General features: G+C 66.3%; 20 protein-coding genes. 5 read left to right on the plus strand and 15 right to left on the minus strand.

Annotation, left to right across the window (positions count from 1 at the left end; genetic code table 11):
• Positions 1-44: 44 nt before the first annotated feature.
• From V5G24_RS20760 to V5G24_RS20785, 6 genes are read right to left on the minus strand one after another with little or no spacing between them, the layout of a single operon-like run.
• The gene (locus tag V5G24_RS20760; protein ID WP_394083707.1) at positions 45-1,091 is read right to left on the minus strand and encodes a gamma carbonic anhydrase family protein; all 1,047 of its coding nucleotides are present in this window, start codon (positions 1,089-1,091) and stop codon (positions 45-47) included.
• Complete coding sequence (locus V5G24_RS20765) at positions 1,088-1,378, minus strand: hypothetical protein (RefSeq protein ID WP_394083705.1); 291 nt, start codon at positions 1,376-1,378, stop codon at positions 1,088-1,090. Before V5G24_RS20765 ends, V5G24_RS20760 begins: the two co-directional genes overlap by 4 nt.
• Positions 1,379-1,380: 2 nt before the next feature.
• Positions 1,381-3,069 carry a methylmalonyl-CoA mutase family protein gene (locus V5G24_RS20770; RefSeq protein WP_394083703.1) on the minus strand — a complete coding sequence of 563 codons (1,689 nt, stop codon included), beginning with the start codon at positions 3,067-3,069 and terminating at the stop codon, positions 1,381-1,383.
• Positions 3,056-4,042, minus strand: coding sequence for a methylmalonyl Co-A mutase-associated GTPase MeaB (gene meaB / locus V5G24_RS20775; protein WP_394083701.1), 987 nt, complete (start codon positions 4,040-4,042; stop codon positions 3,056-3,058). Before meaB ends, V5G24_RS20770 begins: the two co-directional genes overlap by 14 nt.
• Complete coding sequence (locus V5G24_RS20780) at positions 4,042-5,475, minus strand: phenylacetate--CoA ligase family protein (protein WP_394083699.1); 1,434 nt, start codon at positions 5,473-5,475, stop codon at positions 4,042-4,044. Before V5G24_RS20780 ends, meaB begins: the two co-directional genes overlap by 1 nt.
• Positions 5,476-5,492: 17 nt before the next feature.
• Complete coding sequence (locus V5G24_RS20785) at positions 5,493-5,900, minus strand: cobalamin B12-binding domain-containing protein (RefSeq protein WP_394083697.1); 408 nt, start codon at positions 5,898-5,900, stop codon at positions 5,493-5,495.
• Positions 5,901-6,012: 112 nt separating this feature from the next.
• Here V5G24_RS20785 and V5G24_RS20790 point away from each other — a divergent pair, with 112 nt between their 5' ends.
• Together V5G24_RS20790 and V5G24_RS20795 are read left to right on the plus strand one after the other, a co-directional pair.
• Positions 6,013-6,672, plus strand: a complete 660-nt coding sequence (locus V5G24_RS20790; protein WP_394083695.1) for a GntR family transcriptional regulator — start codon at positions 6,013-6,015, stop codon at positions 6,670-6,672.
• Between the two features lie 170 nt (positions 6,673-6,842).
• Positions 6,843-8,096 (plus strand): Zn-dependent hydrolase, encoded by a 1,254-nt coding sequence (locus V5G24_RS20795; protein ID WP_394083693.1) that lies wholly within the window; start codon positions 6,843-6,845, stop codon positions 8,094-8,096.
• Between the two features lie 192 nt (positions 8,097-8,288).
• On the opposite strand, the gene edd is transcribed toward V5G24_RS20795, so the two are convergent.
• The gene (edd, locus tag V5G24_RS20800; protein WP_394083691.1) at positions 8,289-10,130 is read right to left on the minus strand and encodes a phosphogluconate dehydratase; all 1,842 of its coding nucleotides are present in this window, start codon (positions 10,128-10,130) and stop codon (positions 8,289-8,291) included.
• Between the two features lie 146 nt (positions 10,131-10,276).
• Between edd and V5G24_RS20805 the strand changes: the two genes are divergently transcribed.
• Entirely contained in the window at positions 10,277-11,248 is a 972-nt protein-coding gene (locus tag V5G24_RS20805; RefSeq protein WP_394083689.1) for a D-2-hydroxyacid dehydrogenase family protein, read from the plus strand.
• Positions 11,249-11,429: 181 nt separating this feature from the next.
• Positions 11,430-12,629, plus strand: a complete 1,200-nt coding sequence (gene lhgD, locus V5G24_RS20810; RefSeq protein ID WP_394083687.1) for an L-2-hydroxyglutarate dehydrogenase — start codon at positions 11,430-11,432, stop codon at positions 12,627-12,629.
• 2 nt (positions 12,630-12,631) lie between these two features.
• Here the strand turns inward: lhgD and speB (V5G24_RS20815) are convergent, their stop codons facing one another.
• From speB (V5G24_RS20815) to V5G24_RS20850, 8 genes are read right to left on the minus strand one after another with little or no spacing between them, the layout of a single operon-like run.
• A complete protein-coding gene (gene speB, locus V5G24_RS20815; protein ID WP_394083685.1) occupies positions 12,632-13,588 on the minus strand; it encodes an agmatinase in 957 nt (318 codons plus the stop codon).
• Between the two features lie 10 nt (positions 13,589-13,598).
• Positions 13,599-14,582 (minus strand): agmatinase, encoded by a 984-nt coding sequence (speB, locus tag V5G24_RS20820; protein WP_394083683.1) that lies wholly within the window; start codon positions 14,580-14,582, stop codon positions 13,599-13,601.
• A gap of 28 nt (positions 14,583-14,610) precedes the next feature.
• Entirely contained in the window at positions 14,611-15,384 is a 774-nt protein-coding gene (locus V5G24_RS20825; RefSeq protein ID WP_394083681.1) for a creatininase, read from the minus strand.
• An 11-nt stretch (positions 15,385-15,395) separates the two neighbouring features.
• A complete protein-coding gene (locus tag V5G24_RS20830) occupies positions 15,396-16,121 on the minus strand; it encodes an SDR family NAD(P)-dependent oxidoreductase (RefSeq protein WP_394083679.1) in 726 nt (241 codons plus the stop codon).
• The gene (locus tag V5G24_RS20835; protein WP_394083677.1) at positions 16,115-16,885 is read right to left on the minus strand and encodes an SDR family NAD(P)-dependent oxidoreductase; all 771 of its coding nucleotides are present in this window, start codon (positions 16,883-16,885) and stop codon (positions 16,115-16,117) included. The genes V5G24_RS20830 and V5G24_RS20835 overlap by 7 nt, the downstream gene beginning before the upstream one ends.
• Positions 16,882-17,655, minus strand: a complete 774-nt coding sequence (locus V5G24_RS20840) for an ABC transporter ATP-binding protein (RefSeq protein WP_394083675.1) — start codon at positions 17,653-17,655, stop codon at positions 16,882-16,884. The genes V5G24_RS20835 and V5G24_RS20840 overlap by 4 nt, the downstream gene beginning before the upstream one ends.
• Before the next feature lie 10 nt (positions 17,656-17,665).
• The gene (locus tag V5G24_RS20845) at positions 17,666-18,553 is read right to left on the minus strand and encodes an ABC transporter permease (RefSeq protein WP_394083673.1); all 888 of its coding nucleotides are present in this window, start codon (positions 18,551-18,553) and stop codon (positions 17,666-17,668) included.
• A complete protein-coding gene (locus V5G24_RS20850) occupies positions 18,550-19,545 on the minus strand; it encodes an ABC transporter substrate-binding protein (RefSeq protein WP_394083671.1) in 996 nt (331 codons plus the stop codon). Before V5G24_RS20850 ends, V5G24_RS20845 begins: the two co-directional genes overlap by 4 nt.
• Before the next feature lie 119 nt (positions 19,546-19,664).
• Between V5G24_RS20850 and V5G24_RS20855 the strand changes: the two genes are divergently transcribed.
• A complete protein-coding gene (locus V5G24_RS20855; protein WP_394083669.1) occupies positions 19,665-20,579 on the plus strand; it encodes a LysR family transcriptional regulator in 915 nt (304 codons plus the stop codon).
• Positions 20,580-20,581: the final 2 nt, after the last annotated feature.

Here is a 20,581-nt window from a genome sequence, read left to right on the forward strand (position 1 = left end):
TCCCTCTCGAAGACCTTGTCTAAGACGCCGTCTAAAACTCGGGCTCAGGCCGGCACCGATCTCAACGCGTTCTGGCTGGCCAGGAAGCCGGCCGTGTATTCGCAATAAGTGCCGATGATCCAGGGGATCATGGCGCGCTTGCGCTCATCCATGGGCGAAATCTTGCGGGCGGGGCTGCCGCCCCAGAGCCAGCCGCTCTCCAGCACCTGCCCCGGCTCGGTGCGCGCGCCCGCCGCCAGCAACACGTCGGGCTCGAACACCGTGCCCGCCACCACATGGCTGCCCATGCCGACCAGGACGCCTGTGCCGATGGTGCAATTCTCAAGCATCACATTGTGGCCGATGACCGCATCCGCCGCCATGACGAACGGCCCGTTCACGCAGCGGATGATGGTGTTGTCCTGGATGTTGGAATTCGCGCCGAGCACGATTTCGCTGTCGCCGGCATCCAGCTCGCAGGAAAACAGCACGCTGGAATGCGCGTCCGCGCGGAAGGTTCCGGCCACGGTGGAGGTGGCGGCGATGAAGGTTGTGGGGTCGATCTCCAGCTTTGCCGGGGCGCGGGTGGGGGCGAGCACCGCGTCGGGCACCGCGCGCAGTCGCGCCGCGCGGCGCGCGATCTCGCCCGGCTCCACCGCGCGCACCGGCTTTGCCGGAATGCCGGCATAGACCATGTTCGCTTCCAGCTTGGAGCGCGGGAAGGCGACCGCGCCGGCTTCCAGGATCACCCCGTCTTCCACCACCGAGCCGTCGAGGATGACGGCATTTTCCTCGATCACGCAGTCGCTGCCCACCGTGCAGGCATGCACCACGCCGTTGCGGCCCACGGTGACGCGATCCCCCACCAGGGCCGGATACAATTCATGCGCGATATGCACCGTGCCGCGATCGCCGATGAAGAAATCGGCGCCGATTTCCACCACATGCCCGTCCGCCCGCAGCAGAGCGAGCGCGCCGATGGAGGCGCGCGGTCCGAGCGTCACCCGGCCGATCACGGCGGAACGCGCGCCGGCATGGCGCAGGTCCGGCATCACGGGAAGGATGCCGTGATAGGGCAGGATGAAGGGCGGGGTGGAAAGAAGATCACTCATGCGGCGCTCCCGTGCAGACCATTTTGCAGGCGATCCGCCAGTACCACGGCATCACGGGCCATGGCTTTGAGTTCGTCCTGCGCCAGCCGCGCAGCGACTTGGCCGCAGAAGGGCTCGAACTCGGCGAGATCGCTTGCCCCCAGCATCCGCGCGAAGAAATAGCGACGCAAGGCCAGCCGTTCATGGCCGCACGCCACGCTATGCGCCAGGAGCAGGCGCGCCGCCCCCACATCGCCGCCGCGCGCCCGCATGCGCGCAGCTTTCACATCGTCCCGCTTCAGCCGCATGGTCAGAACACCGGGGTTTCGCGATACACGCCCCACACGGTTTTCAGCTTCTCCACGATATCGCCCATGGTCGCGCCTTCGCGCACGAGATCGATGGTGACGGGCATGATGTTCTGCGTGTCGTCTTTCGCCACCTCCACCAGGCGCTCCAGCAAGGCGTTCACCTTCACATTGTCGCGCTCGCGGCGGATGCGCTGGGTGCGCGAGACCTGCCGCTCGGCGGTGGTCTGGTCGTAAGGATGGGTCTCGATGTCGTGGACCTCCTCCTTTTCCACCAAGGTGTTGACGCCGATCACCGGCTTTTCGCCCGATTGCTTGCGCAAGGCGGTCTCATAGGCGAAATCGGCGACGCGCTTCTGGAACCAGCCTTCCTGGATCAGCTTGATGGTGCCGCCGCGCTCATCCACCTCGGCGAGGATGTCCATGATGCGCTTTTCATATTCGCTGGTCAGCGCCTCCACATAATAAGAGCCGCCGAGCGGGTCGATCACCTGGGTGACGTTGCTTTCCTCGGCGATCACCTGCTGGGTGCGCAGGGCCATGCGCATGGCTTCCTCGGTGGGGATGGCGAAAGCTTCGTCGAAGCCGTTGGTGTGCAGCGACTGGCAGCCGCCCAGCACCGCCGAGAGCGCCTGGAGCGCGGTGCGCACCACATTGACCATATATTGCGGCTTGGTGAGCGAGGCCGCCGCCGTCTGGCAATGGAAGCGCAGGCGCATGCTTTCTGGGTTCTTGGCGCCGAAACGTTCCTTCATGATCTTGGCATAGCAGCGCCGCACGGCGCGGAACTTCGCCACTTCCTCGAAGAAATCGGCCTGACAGACGAAGAAAAAGGCGAGGCGCGGGGCGAACTCGTCCACATGCATGCCGGTCTTCGTCACCTCCTCTACATAGACGATGAGGTTGGCGAGGGTGAAGGCTACTTCGTCCACCGGCGAAGAGCCGGCTTCCGAGATGTGATAGCCCGAGATATTGATCGGGTTGTAGCGCTTCATGGTCTTGGCGCAATGGGTGATGCAATCGCGCACGATGCGGACCGAGGGCGCGATGGGATAGATATATTCCTTCTGCGCCATGTATTCTTTGAGAATATCCGCCTGGACGGTTCCCGAAAGCTTGTTGAGATCGTAGCCGCGCTTTTCCGCCAGCACGATGTACATGGCGAGCAGGATCCAGGCGGAAGGATTGATGGTCATGGAGACCGAGATCTTCTCAAGGTCGATGCCCTCGAACAGAGCTTCCATGTCCTCCAGCGTGTCGATGGCGACGCCCTCGCGCCCCACCTCGCCCTCGCTCATGGGATGGTCGCTGTCGTAGCCCATGAGGGTCGGCATATCGAAATCGGTGGAGATGCCGGTCTGGCCCTGGGCGATCAGATATTTGAAGCGCTTGTTCGTGTCCTCGCCGGTGCCGAAGCCGGCGATCTGGCGCATGGTCCAGTTGCGGGAACGGTACATGGTGGGATAGGGGCCGCGCGTGAACGGATAGCGGCCCGGCAGGCCGATATCCTCCGGCGGGGTTTCCGCGAGATCGGCGGCGGTATAGGTGCGCTTCACCGGGAAATCGCCGAGCGTGAAGAATTGCTCCTTGCGTTCGGCCTGTTTCTTCAGGAAGGCGGCGACTTCATTTTCTTCCCAGTCGCGCACATCATCGCTGAGCTTGGCCAGGGTGCGGGTCTCAAGCATGCTCATCTGCGAGTTCCTTCTGGGCGGACGAGAGCAGCATCTCGTTGGCAAGGGTGTAGGGATCGCTCTCGCGGCGCTGGAGGCGCGCGGAAAGCTTCGGGGCAAGGCGCTCCGCCGCAGCGGTGAAGCGCTCGATCAGGAGATTTTCCGCCGTCTTCACGAGGCGGAAGCGGGCGATGCGGGCGAGCCGCGCGAGGCCGGTCTCGGTCTCGAAGGCGACGCGGCGGTGGGCGTTGATCTTGGCGCGCAATTGCTCGAACCCCTCCCCGCTGATGGCGGAAACGCCGACCACCGGCACCGCCCATTCCCCCCGCGCGGAGGTGAGGGCGCCCAGCGTGAGCATGCTCTTGAGGTCGGTCAGCGTGCGGTTGGCATCGCTCCGGTCGCATTTCGACACCACATGGATGTCGGCAATCTCCAAGATCCCGGCCTTGATGGCCTGGATCTCGTCGCCGAGGCCGGGGGCCGAGACCACCACCGTGGTGTGGGAGGCGCGGGCGATCTCCACCTCGTCCTGGCCCACGCCGACGGTCTCGATGATCACCGTGTCGAAGCCGCCGACGTCGAGGATATCCACCGCGTCCAGCGCCGCGCGGGCCATGCCGCCCATGGCGCCACGGGTCGCCATGGAGCGGATATAGATGCCGGGATCGGTGGCGAGTTCCGTCATGCGCACCCGGTCGCCGAGGATCGAGCCGCCAGAAAATGGGCTGGAGGGGTCCACCGCCACGATGCCCACCTTCAGCCCCTGGTCGCGCAGGAGCTTGGCGAAATGGGCGACGAGGGTGGATTTGCCCGAGCCGGGCACGCCGGTAATCCCGATCACATGGGCCTTGCCGGCGCGGCGATAGATGGTGGCGAGCGCTTCGCGCGCCTCCGGCGTGCCGGATTCCGCGCGCGAGATGAGCCGGCCGATGGCGCCCATCTCCCCGGCTTCCACGCGTGGGATCAGTTCCAGCGAGGGAACATAGCGGCCCATCAGGCACCCCCCGCTTTAAGCTGGGCATGCATGTCGCGGAACACGGCGCGGTCGTCCACCACCCGGCGGGCCTTGAAGTCCGTGCGCGGCAGCGTGCCGCCTTCCACGATCTCCACCACGGTGCGCAGACCGAGCAGCTTCTGCATGGATCTGGCGATGTCGCCTCGGAATTTTTCCATATGGTCGCGGCCAAGGGCGAGCGTCATCGCGTCGGCTTCAACCCGCAGCACCAGTTCGTCCATGGTGGCTTCGCGGGTGATGACGATCTGGTGCTCGCCGCCATAGCCGGCGGTCTGGTTGAGCACGGAATCGATCTCGCTCGGATAGACGTTCTCGCCACGGATGGTGAACATGTCGTCGATACGCCCGAAAATCCCGAGCGGCAGGCGCGGATAAGTGCGCCCACAGGGCGAGGGCTCGTCACTCCACAGCGTGAGATCGCCCGAGGCAAGGCGGATCATGGGCTGGGAGGTGCGCTCCAGATGGGTGTAGACCGGGGTTCCCCGCTCGCCATAGGGCACGCGGCGGAAGGTGCGGGGGTCACAGACCTGCGTATAGACCACATCCTGCCAGCACAGCATGCCCGGCGTCTCGGCCGAGCCGCCCACATGCATCCAGGGCGTCATCTCGGCCATGGAGCCGCTGTCGAACACCTTGGCGCCGTAGAGATCCTCAATGCGGTCGCGCACGCCGGGAATGGAGGCACCGGGCTCGCCGGAGAAGAACATGACGCGCAGGCCGAAATCGCGCGGGTTCAGCCCCTCCTTGATCGCGGTTTCCGCCAGATGCAGCGCATAGGTGGGGGTGCCGTAGAAGCCGGCCGGCTTCATGGCGGCGAGCCATTGGGCGCAGCGCACGCTCATGCCCGGCGCACCGGCGCCGAACGGAAACGCCTTGGCGCCGAGCCGCTCGGCCCCCGCGAGCGCACCCCAGGAGCCCATATAGAGGCTGAAGATGGCGGCGACGCACACCATGTCGCCGGGGCGCAGGCCCATGGCCCACATGATGCGGGCATGGGCATTGGCGATGGCGCGCCAATCATTGCGGCCGATGGCGAAGGCGGTGGGCCGCCCGGTGGTGCCCGACGTGCCGTGCACGTGGAACACTTCCGCATCCGGCACGCAGAGATAATCGCCGAACGGGGCGTGCGCCGCCTGGCTGGCCCGAAGGTCCGCCTTGGTGATCACGGGGATCTTGTCCTCGAAATCTTCCAGCGACTTCAGGTGCGAGGGGTGGAAGCCCGCTTCGTCCCATTTGCGCCGGTAGAAGGGCGCGGTTTCATAGGCATAGGCGCAGACCTGCTGGAGGCGGGCGAGGATCGCCGCGTCGCGGTCTGAGGGGTGCATGGTTTCGCGCTTTTGAAACCAATAGCGCGCGTCCGACGGCGGCAGATAGGTTTCGTCATAGCGCGGTGGGAAGGACCAGTCTTCCATGGGAAATCCTCCCGCGCTCAGCGCGCGCCGCGCTCGGTGACGAGGCGTTCCAGCGTGGCGACGATGGCGGCGGGCGGGGTGTCCTGGAGCAGGACTTCCTTCACGCCCATCTCCTTCAAGGCGACCACGTCCTCGTCCGGCATGACGCCGCCGGCGACCACGATCAGATCGTCCACGCCCTTTTCGCTCAAGAGCTTGAAGATCTTGGGAAACACCGTGAGTTGCACGCCCGACAGCAGGCTGACGCCGAGCACGTCCACGTCCTCCTGGATCGCGGCGGTGACCACTTCTTCCGGCGTGCGGTGCAGGCCGGAATAGATCACGTCCATGCCGGCATCGCGCAAAGTGCGCGCCACCACCTTCACGCCGCGATCGTGACCGTCGAGTCCCACCTTGGCGAGCAGCACACGAATGGGTTGAGCCATTTCCATCCCTCGTTCATTATTGAATTCTGAATTCCGAGTTCAACAAACGGTCGCAGGTTCCCGCGAGATGGTCAAGATGGAAAACGGCGGGCGCACGCGATATGCAGACTTCATGGAAACTCTGGCCGCACCGAAACGCCTGGTCGAACAGACCTACGAGGTCATCCTCGACGCCATCTGCGACGGCACCCTCAAGCCGGGGGAACGCCTGACGCAGGAGGACATCGCCGCGCGCCTCAATGTTTCGCGCCAGCCGGTGACCCATGCGCTGGTGATCCTGCGGTCCCAGGGCTTCGTTATCGAATCGGGCAAGCGCGGGGTTTCGGTCGCCCCGGTTCAGCCGGAATTATTGAAGGCGATCTACGAATTCCGCTCCGCCGTGGAGCCCCTGGCAGCCGAGTTGGCCACCGCCAATCTCAAGCCGGAACACATCCGCAAGGGGCGGGACCTGGTGGTGCACGGGCGCAACCTGGTGCTCGCCAACGACCAGAAGGGCGTGGTCCATGCGGACATGGAGTTCCACTCCTTCATCTATGATCTCTCGGCCAACCCGCTGGTGATCGATACGATGCGCCTCAATTGGCAGCATCTGCGCCGCGCCATGGGGGAAATCCTCTCCTTCCCCGGCCTCTCGATCCGGGTGTGGCGCGAGCACGAGGAGATTTTGGAAGCCATGATCCGCGGCGAGGCGAAGGTCGCGGCCGATCTCATGCGCAACCATCTGGTGGGCGCCTATCGCCGCGTGATGATGGGCGAGAAGGACTTGACCTAAGAGGGCGCACGCGGCGCCTAAAAGGGAGGCATGTGCCCCCTTTTACGCGTGTTCGAATGCGGTTGCGCGGAGGCGGGTGAACCGGCCCCGGCCGTCATGGCCGGGACAAGGGCGGGCACGCCGATTGCATGCATCGGCGCAAACCGATCCGACCCCAACGGAAGTTTGACATGGCGAATTTGACGATCGACGGCGACCGCCTCTGGGCCGCGCTGATGGAAACCGCCCGTTTCGGCGGCACGGAAAAAGGCGGCATCAACCGCCTCACCCTGACCGAGGAAGACCGCCAGGTCCGCGACTGGTTCAAGGACGCCTGCATCGCCGCCGGCTGCACCGTTTCCGTGGATGAGGCCGGCAATATGTTCGCCCGCCGCCCCGGCCGCGACAATGCGCTTCCGCCCATCTGCATCGGCTCGCATCTCGATACCCAGCCGACCGGCGGCAAGTTCGACGGCGTGCTGGGCGTGCTGGCGGGCCTGGAAGTGCTGCGCGCGCTCCAGGCCAGCGGCTATGAGACCCTGGCGCCCATCGAGGTGATCAATTGGACCAATGAGGAAGGCTCCCGCTTCGCCCCCGCCATGCTGGCGTCCGGGGGCTTTTCCGGAGTGTTCGAGAAAGACTATGTGATGGACCAGCGCGACCGCGAGGGCATCCGCTTCGGCGATGCGCTGGACGCCATCGGCTATCGCGGCGAGAAGCCGCTCGGCGGCCATCCCATGTCGGCCATGTTCGAACTGCACATCGAGCAGGGGCCGATCCTGGAGGCCGAGGGCAAGACCATCGGCGTCGTCACCGGGGTGCAGGGCATCCGCTGGTACGAGGCGACGATCACCGGGGTCGATTCCCACGCCGGCACCACGCCCATGTCCCGCCGCAAGGATGCGCTGCTGGGCGCCGCCAAGGTGGTGGAGATCGTCAATGACGTCGGCCTCGCCCATCCCCCGCTCGCGGTGGCGACGGTCGGGCTGATGGAGGTGAAGCCCAATTCGCGCAATGTCATTCCCGGCGAAGTCTTCCTCACCATCGAGATGCGCCATCCCGACCAAGGGGCGCTCGACACCATGCATGAGGAATTGTGCGCGCAGATCGAGGCGGCGATTTCCGCGCTCGGCCTGACCCTCCAGCTCGACTGCATCCTGAATGCCCCGCCGGTGCATTTCGACGCGACCCTGGTCTCCACCATCCGCGCGGCGGCGGAGACGCTCGGCTACGGGCATCGCGACATCGTCTCGGGCGCCGGGCACGACGCCGCCTATGTGGCCCGCGTCGCCCCCACCACCATGGTGTTCGTGCCCTGCAAGGACGGCATCAGCCACAATGAGGCGGAAGACACCTCCCCGGCCGATTGCGCCGCCGGCGCGGCGGTGCTGCTGAACGCGGTGCTCGCCTTCGACGCCCGGCTGGAGGTGCAGGCGAAGGGATAGGCGGAGCGCGCCAGCTGGTCCGCAAGGCGAAATTCGTCCGTCGCCGAAGTCTGCAGCGAATTCGGCGACGAAATTCGCGTCAATCGAAAGTCATTGCCGGTTTCGTTCTCACGAAACCTGTGTTCGTCCGTGGTCCGGGATGTTTCACGTGAAACATCCCGGACGCGAAACCTTTGCAATCCCTTGCTTTCGTCAGGCCGCGGTGAGCGAAAAGATGCTCGCCCCGGTATCCGCCGTCCCAACCGCATTTCGGAACGGGGCAAACAATTCCCGGCCCACATTCACGTGGGAGTCGGAAAGATCCTCCTGCGCCGGTGCGCGGGCGGCCCATTCCTCCGCATCCACCAGCACGGTGAGATGCCCGGCGACGCCGTCGAGCCGCACCAGATCGCCATCGCGGATCTTGCCGATCGGCCCCCCGGCGGCGGCTTCCGGCGTCACATGGATCGCCGATGGCACTTTGCCCGAGGCGCCGGACATGCGCCCGTCGGTGACCAACGCCACCTTCTGCCCGCGATCCTGCAAAACACCCAGCGGCGGCAGCAGCTTGTGCAATTCCGGCATGCCATTGGCCTTGGGCCCCTGGAACCGCACCACGGCCACGAAATCCCCCGTGAGGCTGCCGGCCTTGAACGCCGCCTGCAACGCCTCCTGGGAATGGAACACCCGCGCCGGCGCCTCGATGATGTGCCGCTCCGGCGCCACCGCCGAGGTCTTGATGACCGCGCGGCCGAGATTGCCGTCCAACACCTTCAGGCCTCCGGTGGGTTGGAAGGCGCGGGAGACCGGGCGAAGCACCGCCTCGTCGCCGCTCGCCGCCGAGGCGTCGCGCCAGACCAAAGCGCCGTTTTCGTCCAGGCCCGGTTCGGCCGTATAGCCGGAAAGCCCGGTGCCCCACACGGTTTCCACATCCTCGTGCAGCAGCCCGGCGGAGAGCAGTTCGCGGATCGCGAAGCCCATGCCGCCGGCGGCGTGGAAATGGTTCACGTCCGCCTTCCCATTGGGATAGACGCGGGTGAGCAGCGGCACCACGTCCGCGAGGTCCGAGAAGTCGTTCCAGGTCAGCACGATGCCCGCCGCCGCCGCCATGGCGACGATATGGAGCGTGTGGTTGGTGGAGCCGCCGGTGGCGTGCAGGCCGACCACGCCGTTCACGAACGCCTTCTCGTCCAGCATCCGCCCGAGCGGGGTGTAATGATTGCCGAGCGCGCTATTGGCCAGCGCCCGCTTGGTGCCCTCGCGGGTGAGCGCATCGCGCAGCGGCGTGTTGGGATTGACGAAGGAGGCGCCGGGCAGATGCACGCCCATGATCTCCATCATCATCTGGTTGGTGTTGGCGGTGCCGTAAAAGGTGCAGGTGCCGGGGCCGTGGTAGGATTTGGACTCGGCCTCCAGCAGCGCGTCGCGGCCGATCTTGCCTTCGGCGAACAATTGGCGGATGCGGGATTTCTCGTCGTTCGGCAGGCCCGAGGTCATGGGGCCGCTCGGGATGAACACCGCCGGCAGATGGCCGAACGAGAGCGCGCCGATGATCAGGCCGGGCACGATCTTGTCGCAGATGCCGAGGAACACGGCGGCATCGAAGGTCTGGTGGGAGAGCGCCACCGCCGTGGAAAGCGCGATCACCTCGCGAGAGAACAGCGACAGCTCCATACCCGCTTCCCCTTGCGTGACGCCGTCGCACATGGCCGGCACCCCGCCCGCCACCTGCGCCACCCCGCCCACGTCGCGGGCGGCTTCGCGGATCAGTTCGGGGAAGCGCTCATAGGGCTGGTGGGCGCTGAGCATGTCGTTATAGGCGGTCACAATCGCGAGATTTCCGCCCTCCCCGGTGCGCAGCTCGGCCTTGTCGCCGGGCAGGCAGGCGGCAAATCCATGGGCCTGGTTGGCGCATCCGAGCGCGCGGCGGCGCGGGCCGGCCTCTCCGGCGGCGGCGATGCGGTCCAGATAACGCGCGCGGCTGTCGTGGCTGCGTTCAGCAATGCGCTGCGTCACCTCGCCGATGCGGGCATTGAGACTGGCTTGGGCGGTCATTGGGACCTCCTGGCTGGCGGGTGGGGAAGGGGCGGAAAACCGCGACGGTCCCGGCGCGATCCGATTCAAGGACAGAGATTGCCATTTTAGCCTCGAAGCCGGATCAAGGGCATCCGCAACACATGCGCCCGATAGCGAGCATTTCAATGACAGAACCCGCCCCCGCCCGCGTCGCCGTCCTCGACGATTACCAGAACGTGGCCGCCGCCATGGCCGATTGGGGCACGCTGAAGCCCGGCGCCGAGACGGTCTTCTTCCACGATCACGTGGACGACCCGGACCGTCTCGCTGCCCGCCTCAACCCGTTCGACGCGCTGGTCCTCACGCGCGAGCGCACGCCGGTGGACGCGGCGCTGATCGCCCGGCTGCCGAATCTCAAGCTCATCACCACCATCGGCCTGTGGAATGCTTCCATCGATATCGCGGCGGCGCAGGCGCGCGGCATCGTCGTGAGCGGGACCGCCGGCGGCGAGCCCCATGCGACCCCCGCGCTCACCTGGGCGCTGGTGCTGGCGGTGACGCGCGGCCTGCATCTTGAGGCTGCCTCCGTGCGCGCCGGCGGCTGGCAAGTCGGCCTCGGCACGGACATCGCCGGCAAGACGCTGGGCGTGCTCGGGCTCGGGCGCATCGGCGCCGAGGTGGCGAAGTTCGGCCAGGCCTTCGGCATGAAGGTCATCGCCTGGAGCCAGAATCTCACCGCCGAGCGGGCGGCCGAATGCGGCGTGGAACGGGTGGAAAAGGATCAGCTGTTCGCCCGCGCCGACGTGCTCACCATCCACCTCAAGCTTGGCGCCCGCACGCAGGATCTCGTCAGCGCGGCGGAACTCGGGCAGATGAAGCCAACGGCCTTCCTGGTGAACACCTCGCGCGGGCCGATCGTCTCCGAGCCGGCCCTGGTGGAGGCCCTGATGCAGCGGCGGATCGCCGGGGCGGCGCTCGACGTGTTCGACACCGAACCGCTGGCGATGGATCATCCGTTCCGATTTTTGCCCAATGTGCTGGCGACGCCGCATATCGGCTATGTTACGGAAAACACCTATCGCACGGCCTTCCCGCAGATCGTCGAAGACATCGCCGCCTGGCAGCGCGGCGCGCCGATCCGCGTGCTAGAGCGCTGAATCGCGCTCTAACTTATTGAATAGAAGCGGATTCACTGCCCATATTGCGTCGCCTTGGGCGATTCAATATGGGCAGATCCGGCTCTAGCGCCCTGAGGCACGCCATCAGCCGGCGGGACACACCGCCGGGAAAAACACGGGCGCCCTGCGCAGCCCGGACTTGCGGGAGGAAAAGAGCATCATGCTCTATGATTTCATCATCATCGGAGGCGGCATCGTCGGCCTCTCGACGGCGCGGGAAATCCTGCGCCGCCAGCCCGGCGCGGGCGTTCTGCTGCTGGAGAAGGAGGGCGGGCTCGCGCGCCATCAGACCGGACACAACAGCGGCGTCATCCATGCCGGCATCTATTATGCCCCCGGCAGCTTCAAGGCCGAGCTCTGCCGCAAAGGCGCCCAGGCGACCAAGGACTTCTGCCGCGCCCACAACATCGCCTTTGAAACCTGCGGCAAGCTGCTGGTGGCCACCGACGCGGAGGAACTGGCGCGCATGGATGCGCTCTACCAGCGCGCCGCCTCAAACGGCGTGGAGGTGGAGCGGCTGGACGGCGCCGAGCTGCGGCGGCGCGAACCCAACATCACCGGCATCGGCGCCCTGCTCGTGCCGTCCACAGGCATCGTCGACTACAAGCAGGTCTGCGCGGCCCTCGCCCGCGAGATCGAGGCCGCCGGCGGCACCATCCTGCTCGGCGCGAAGGTGGATGCGATCCGCGAGGGGGCTGAAGACGTGGAGGTGCGCAGCGGCGGCGTCGCCCATCGCGGCAAGACGCTGGTGGCCTGCGCCGGCCTGCAATCGGACCGCATCGCGCGCCTCGCCGGGCTGAAGGTCACCCACCGCATCGTGCCGTTCCGGGGCGAATATTATCGCCTGCCGCCGAGCCGCAATTCCATCGTCAAGCACCTGATCTATCCCGTGCCGGACCCCGCCTTGCCGTTCCTCGGCATCCACCTCACCCGCATGATCGACGGCTCGGTGACGGTCGGCCCCAATGCGGTGCTGGGCATGGCGCGCGAGGGCTATCCCAAGCTCTCGGTGAACGCGGCCGATCTCGCCGATACGCTCAGCTTCCCCGGCTTCTGGCGCACGCTCGCCAACAATCCGCGCGCGGCGATCAAAGAGCTGAAGAATTCCCTCCTGCCCGCCGGCTATCTGGAGCAATGCCGCAAATATTGCCCGGACCTGACCATGGCGGACCTCCAGCCCTATGAAGCCGGCATCCGCGCCCAGGCGGTGCTGGCGAACGGCACGCTGGTGCACGACTTCCTGTTCGAGCAGACGCCGCGCTCACTGCATGTGTGCAACGCACCCTCCCCCGCCGCCACCGCCGCTTTGCCCATCGGCGAGATGATCGCCGACAAGCTCATGGGCGCGCGGGCCGCCTGAACTCAGCGGCCGCGCTGGTGCAGGATGCGGCCGATGAGATTGAGCAGGATCTGGGCGGCGAGGATGGCGGTGACGCCGGCCGGATCATATTCGCGCGCCACCTCCACCAGGTCCACGCCGACGATGGTGCCCCGCTTGGCGAGGCCGTCCAGCAGCTCCAGCACCTCGTAATAGGTGAAGCCGCCATGGCTGGGCGTGCCGGTGCCCGGCGCGATGGAGGGGTCGAAGCCGTCGATGTCGATGCTGACATAATAGCGCGCCCCGGCGGGAATGCGCGCCAGCACCGCTTCGGTGCCAAGCTTGCGGATCTGCCGCACGCTCAGGATGTCGCTGCCCATGCGGCGGGCGTCCTCATAGCCCTCGCGGGCGGTGGAGGAGACGTTGCGGATGCCGAGCTGGGTCAGGCCAGTCACATGAGACTGCTCGGCGGCACGGCGCATGGGGCTGCCGTGGCCGTTGCGCACGCCGTGCCGCTCATCGACGAAATCCAGATGCGCGTCGAACTGCACCAGATGCACCGGCGCTTCGTCGGAAAAGGCGGCGACGCAGGGAATGTTGATGGAATGATCGCCGCCGAGCACCACCGGCAGCGCGCCGGCCTTGAGGATCGCGCGCACCCCGGCTTCGATATTGGCGTGGCTGCGGGCGGTGTCGGTGTGGATCATGTCCGCATCGCCCATGTCCACGATGCGCGCCGCCCCGGCGGGCAGATAGACCACGTCGTCCTCATGGTCATAGGCGCCGGAATGGCCGAAGGCGAACAAGGTCGACGCGTCGCGGATCGCGCGCGGACCCGAGCGGGCGCCGGAGCGCCATTGGGTGCCAAGGTCGAACGGCGCGCCGAGGATGGCGACGTCGGCCTCCAGCTTGTCCCAATCCAGGCACAGCGGATACTTGCCAAACGTGCAGATGCCGACGAAGGGCAGATCGAGCCGCCCGCTTTCATATCCATGGGCCATGGGGTTTTCCTTAAAGGGCGACCGGCGCGCCGCGCCGTTCGGCGAACGCTGTGGCCAGCACGCACAAAAGCTCGAACATGATGCTCGCGCCCGTCAGCGCCGTGAGGCCGGACGGGTCGAACGGCGGCGACACCTCCACGAGGTCCGCGCCGATCAGATTCAGCCCCGCCAGCGCCCGCACCATGTGCTGCGCCTCGCGGGTGGTGAAGCCGCCGATCTCCGGCGTGCCGGTGCCCGGCGCGAAGGAGGGGTCGAGGCTGTCGATGTCGAAGGTCACATAGGCCGGTTTTTCGCCCAGGATGGCATGGACCTCGTCCATCACGTCCTGCGGCCCGCGCGTGATGAACTCCTCCATGAAGATCATGCGGATGCCGCACGCCTTCGCGAAATCGAAGTTCGAGGCATCCGAGATCGCCCCGCGCAGGCCGATCTGCACGAAACGCTTGGGGTCGATCAGCCCTTCCTCGATGGCGCGGCGGAACGGCGTGCCGTGGTTGTAGGGATTGCCGCCGAAAAAGCCGTCATAGGTGTCGGAATGGGCATCAAACTGCACCACGCCCACGGGTCCCTCGTGCACCAGCCCGCGCAGGATCGGCAGCGTCATCAGGTGATCGCCGCCGGCCGAGAGCGGCACCGCGCCCGCCGTGCGCACGCCGGCATAGAAATCGCCGACGAGCTTGAGGGTTTTCATCAAATCCAGCGGATCGACCGGCGCATCGCCGCAATCGGCGACCCGCGCCAGGTCATAGGGGGAGATGCCGGTGACATGGTGCACCCGGCGCGTCAGGCTGGACTGGTTGCGCAATTCGCGCGGACCATGGCGCGTGCCGGCGCGGTTGGTCACCCCGCCGTCGAACGGCACGCCGAGCAAGGCGATGTCCACCTCGGCGGGCTCGGCCTGGGGCAGGCGCATGAAGGTGGCGATGCCCGCGAAGCGCGGGATGCTGCCGGAATCCGCCGGCTCGAACTTTCCAACCATTGAAGAACCTGCCATCTGGCTCAAGCGGGCCGCGCCCGCGCTATCAGAGATTGAATTCCTTGCGCACCGCCGCGGTGATGCCGGCGACATAATCGTCCATCAGCCACTGGCCCTTTTCGGCGGTCGAGCCATTCGCCACCGCCAACACGCCGGACGCCGGAACGAAGCCTTTCGGCACCGGGTGCATGTCATAGGTGGGGAATTGCGCCGGCCCGTCGGACGGCACCTTCTCCATCTCCACCAGTTCCGGACGCACCAGGAGCATGAGCGAGGTTTCCAACAGGCTCGCATGCTCCAGGTCGATGCCGGGGAAGCCATCGGGGAACAGGCGGTCCAGCGTTTCGCGCCGGGCGAAATCCCAATATTCCAGGCGCATCAGCTGCATGCCGGTGATGCCGTCGCGGCGCAGCTCGCGCAGGCCGAGGTCGACGCCCTCGACGCCGGGCCACATGTTCTCGTAATGGCCGTTCACCACCACGATGCGCCGCACGCCATCGGCGCCGAGGGCGCGGATCACATCGCGCAGCACCAGGGCGACGGTGTAGGCATCGAGGCTCGTGGTGCCGGGAAACGCTTCGCCGCCGCCGGAGCGGGGCTGGGACTTGTAGCCATAGGGGATCGCCGGCGCGACGATGCCGCCGATCTGCGCCGCCACCCGCGCGCAGACGGCGGTGGGCAGCACCACGTCCACGTTCAGCGGCAGATGGGGGCCGTGCTGCTCGGTGGTGCCGAGGGGAATGAACACCGTCGCCCCGGCGGCGATCTTGGCCTGATATTGCGGCCAGCTCAGTTCGGCCATGTAGACGCTATCGACCATCTTATGTCCCCTCAGTGCATGGCCGCGCCGCCATCGACGCTGATGCATTGGCCGGTGATGAAATTCGTATGGCGGGAGGCGAGGAAGGCGACCGCCTCGGCCACCTCCTCCGGCCGGCCGATGCGGCGCAGCGGATTGTTGGTTTCCAGCGCCTGCTGGGCCGCATCCATGCCGGCGAAATTGAGCAAGGGCGTATCCACCGGCCCCGGTGCCACCGCATTCACCAGGATGCGCGGCGCAAGCTCCCGCGCCCAAGAGCGGGTCAGCGCCAGGATCGCGCCCTTGGTGGCGCAATAGCCCGAGGCGCCCTGCCGGCCGAGATAGCCGAGCTCGGACGCGATATTGATGATGCGCCCCTGTTCGCCGAACAGCCGTGCGGCTTCGCGCGCCATCAGGATGGTGCCGCGCACGTTCACCGCCAGCATCTTCTCGAAGGCGGCGAAATCGAAGGCGCAGAGCGGACTCTCCAGGTCCAGCCCGGCGCTGTTCACGATCACGTCGAGCCCGCCGAGGTGCGCCGCCGCCGCATCCATCGCCGCGACCACCGCCGCCTCGTCGGTGAGATCGACCGTGACGGGATGCCAGGCGGACGCCTCCATGGCTTGGATGTCGAACCCCGCCACATGGGCGCCGGCGCGCGCCAGCCGATCGGCGCAAGCGCGGCCGATGCCGCTCGCAGCGCCGGTGACGACGATGCGCAGGCCCTGGTGCGGCGAGGTCTCAGATGGGTTCACCACGGTGCTTCTCCACGATCGACCCCGAGGCTCTGGCCGGTGATGTTGGCGGCGAGGTCGGAAGCCAGAAACAGATAGGTGCCGGCCACATCGTCCGGATCCATGAAGCCCGGCAGCGCCTGCACCGCCACGATCTCGCGCAGCAGATCGTCCTCCGGCCGGCCGGTGCGCTCGGCCATGGCGCGCAGGGAGCGCAGCGAAGCGTCGGTGCGCACCCATCCCGGACACACCGCGTTCACGGTGATGCCGCGCGGGCCGAGTTCCTTCGCGAAGGTCTTGGTCAGGCCGATCACCGCATGCTTGGAGGCGACATAGGCGCCGAACAAGGGCTCGGCGGTGCGCGACCAGATGGAGGCGGTATTGATGATGCGCCCGCCATGGGAGAGCTTCGGCGCAAAAGCACGGGTGGCGAGGAACGTGCCCGTCACATTGATCTCCACCACGCGGCGGAACCGAAGCTCGTTTTCCGCGCTCGGATCATCCAACGGCGTGACCAGCTCCAGCCCGGCATTGTTCACCAGCACGTCGAGATGGGCGAACTCCCGCGCCACGGCTTCAAGATCGGCGGTGCGGGTGATGTCGGCCTTGTGGCCGCGCGCGCCGAGCCGTTCGGCGGCTTCAAAGATGCCGTCATCCTCCGCCAGCATATGCAGATCGGCGCCCGCCGCCGCGAAGGCCCGGGCGATGCCATGGCCGATGCCGCGGCTCGATCCCGTCACCAGAACCGCGCGCCCCGCGAGGCCGCCTAGCAATCCGCCCGCCATCATGGCTCTTCTCCCGCGCTCGCCCGCACGAGGCGCAGCATCTCGTTGCGCAGGGCGAAGAAGTCCGCCCCGTCGCGCATCTCCAGCGTGCGGTCCTCGCCGAGGCGCGCGCGCACGTCGATTTCCGCCATGATCCGCGCCGGGCGCTTGGAAAAGACAATCACCCGGTCGGCGAGGAAGGCGGCTTCCTCCACATCGTGGGTCACGAACACCACGGTCTTCGCGTCGCGCCGCTGGATGCGCCGCAATTCGCCCTGCAATTGCTCGCGCCGCTGGGCATCGAGCGCACCGAACGGCTCGTCCATCAGCAGCACGTCGGACCCGGCCGCGAGCGTGCGGGCGATGGCGATGCGCTGGCGCATGCCGCCGGAGACGCGGTTGGGATAGGTGTCGGAGAATTCGTAGAGGCCCACCAGATCGAGATAATGATCCCGCCGGCCCAGCTTCTCCTCCTCCGAAAGATCGGTGCGGTAGCGCATGCCGAAGGCGACGTTTTCCGCCACCGTCAGCCAGGGAAAGGAAGAATAGGATTGGAACACCATGCCGCGCCGCCAGTCCGGCCCGCCCACGGGTGCGCCATCGAGGAGGATGTCCCCGGTGCTCGGCGTGTCGAGCCCGCCGATCATGCGCATCAAGGTGGTCTTGCCGCAGCCCGAGGGCCCGAGGAACACCACGAATTCGTTGCGGGCAATGGCGAGGTTGAACGGCGTCGCCACCACCTCGACCTTGCCGAAATGCTTGGTGACATTGGTGAATGTGAGATGTGCCGTCATCCGTGCGCCCTCACAGATAGCGGAAGGCGCGGCGGTGGGCGGCGCGCAGCAATTGGTCGGTGAGAAGGCCGATGATGCCGATGAGGAACACCCCCGCCATCACTTCCGGCGTCTTCATGTAGCGCCGTGCCGCCCAGATGACGAAGCCGAGGCCACTGTCGGCCGCGACGATCTCGGCGATGATCAGATAGGTCCAGCACCAGCCGAGCGTAATGCGCAGATTATCCACCAGCCCCGGCAGCATGGCGCGGAAGGCCACATCCTTCAGCACCTGCCCCGGCTTGGCGCCGACCGTATAGGCGATCTCGATATATTCCTGCGGCACCCGCCGCATGTCGTCGGAAACCAGCAGCACCAATTGGAAGAAGGTGCCGAGCCAGAGCAGGAAGATCTTCGTCTCCTCCCCCACCCCGAACCAGATGATGGAGAGCGGCACCAGTGCCGGCACGGGCAGGTAGCGGATGAAATCCACGATGGGTTCGAGCGCGGCGCCGATGGCGCGATAGGCGCTCATCATCATGCCGATGGGAATGGCCATCACCGCCGCCAGCAGGAACGCGCTCCACACCCGAAGGATCGAGACCCAGGCATTCCAGGCGAGATGCTGGTCCACGAACATGCGCCCCATGGCCGAAATCACGGCGCTCGGCGCGGGAAAGAACAGCGGGTTCGTAAGCCCGAGCCGCGCCACCCCTTCCCAAACCGCCAGAACGAGCGCGCTGGCGGCGAGCGCGATCACCGCGCTGACGGTGCGCGGCAGGGGCGCGCGCAGGCGGAACAGGTCGCGCAGCGCGAAGGCGCCGCCCACCGCCGGCACGCCGCCCGAGGGCAAGCCCGATGCCGCGGACTCACCGCCGGCCTGCGCCGGCGGTGAAGAGGATGCGGCAGGCTCGCTCACTTCGTCCCCGTGATTGCGGAAACCACCGAGGGGTCGATCTGCTGGGCGGGGTCGAGCTTGGTGTCGGCGGCACCATTCTCCAGGTTCAGCTCCATCACCGTGTTGAAGATGCCATAGAGCGTGCCGGGCTTGCCGGCGGTGCCGATATAGGTCTCGGCATCGGCAAGCGAGGTATAAGCAAGGGAGGTGTCGAGAATGTCCTTCACCTCGGCCTCGCTCAAATTGAAGTGCGGCGCGGCGAGCTTGATGAATTCCGCCGGATTTTTCTTGTAGAGATCCACCGCCTCATAAATCCCCTTCAGGAAGGCCTGGTATTTCTTCGGATTGGCCTTCAGATCGTCCTGCCGCGCCGCGATAATATCGACGATGATATCGCTGTCCTTGGAAGAGATCAGCACCTTGCCCTTGCGGTTGGCATTGGCGGTGATCGCCTGCGACAGGACCGGCTCATAGGTGGCGATCGCAACGATCGAGGGATCGGCGAACACCGCGACCGTATCGGCGGTCGCTATCTCCTTCATCTTCAGATCCTTGAGGGTGAGCCCCTCCTTCTTCAGCGCCAGTTGCAGCAACAGGCGGCCGGGAATGTTGACCTCGGAGGCCACGGTCTTGCCCTTCAGCGCCGCGACGGACGAGATCGACCCGTCCGCGATCACGCCGTCGCCACCCACCGACTTGTCGATGGTGCCGATGATGATGCCGGGGGTGGAGGCATCGCGCGGGCGGCCCTGGTGCTCGCCCACCGTGCGCATGTCGACCTCGATGTCGCCGCGCGCCATGGCGGCCATGACGTTCGAGCGGTCGTCCTCGAATCGCATGTCGACGTCGAGGCCGAGGGATTTGAAATAGCCCTTGTCCATGGCCACGAAGACCGGCGCGAAGCCGGGCCAGGTGGGCGCCAGAACGCGGATTTTGTCGGCGGCGGAAGCCGGCGCCGAAAGGGCCAGAAGGCCCAGGACGGCGAAAGCAGCAATGCGATCTCTATGCCTCATGGCGGTCGCTCCTTGGAAGGTGGGCTCATGCTCCGGCATATTCACATCCGGAAAAATCGTTTTTATTGAAACCTCACATCGAGAATTCTAGATGTGAGGTGAAAGGCGGAGGGAAAGCCATGCGGCGCCTGGATAATATCGACCTGCGCCTGCTGCGGGTGTTCGTGGCCTTGACCGAGGCGGGCGGCTTTGCCGACGCGCAAATCACCCTCAACCTCTCCCAATCCACCCTTTCCACCCATCTGGCGGCGCTGGAGCGCAAGCTTGGCGGGCAATTGTGCGAACGCGGGCGCGCCGGCTTCCGCCTCACCCCGTTCGGCGAATCCACCTTCGCCGCCGCCAAGCAATTATTCGCCGATATCGACGCATTCCACGGCCGCATCGGCCGCGACCAGCGCACCCTCGTCGGGCGGCTGCGGCTCGGCATCGTGGACGGGGTGGTGACCAATCCCAAGCTCGGCCTTCAGACCGCCCTTGCGCGCTATATGGACTATGCCTCCGAAGTCTTCGTGGACCTCGAACTGGGCACGCCGCTGGTGCTGGAACAGGAATTGATGGACGGCGCCCGCGATATCGTGGTTGGGCCGTTCTCGCAGAAGGCGCCGGGCGTCACCTATATTCCCCTGCATCGCGAACCCCATGCGCTCTATTGCGGCAAGGGACACGCACTGTTCGATGTGCCGCAACGACAGGTGCAGCACGCGCAAATCGAGGCGGCGCTGTTCTCCGTGCGGCGCTATCGCCACCTCGACGACCTCTACCGGGTCAACCACCCGCGCGCGAGCGCCTCCATCATGCATATGGAGGCGCAGGTGATGATGATCCTCTCGGGCCATTTCATCGGCTACCTGCCGCGCCACATCGGCGACGACTGGGCGCGGCGCGGCGAGATGCGGGCCTTGAAGCCAGAGAGCTACGGCTTTGAATCCGCGCATTTCGTCGCGACACGACGGCTGAAGGGCGAGCAGCCGCTGGTGGACGCCTTCATCAAGGAACTGAAGGCGCAGGTCAGCGAAACCGCCCGCCCCGCTTAAGT

It is taken from the genome of Roseixanthobacter finlandensis (assembly GCF_043195105.2).
In the GTDB taxonomy this organism is placed as follows: Bacteria; Pseudomonadota; Alphaproteobacteria; order Rhizobiales; family Xanthobacteraceae; genus NCEH01.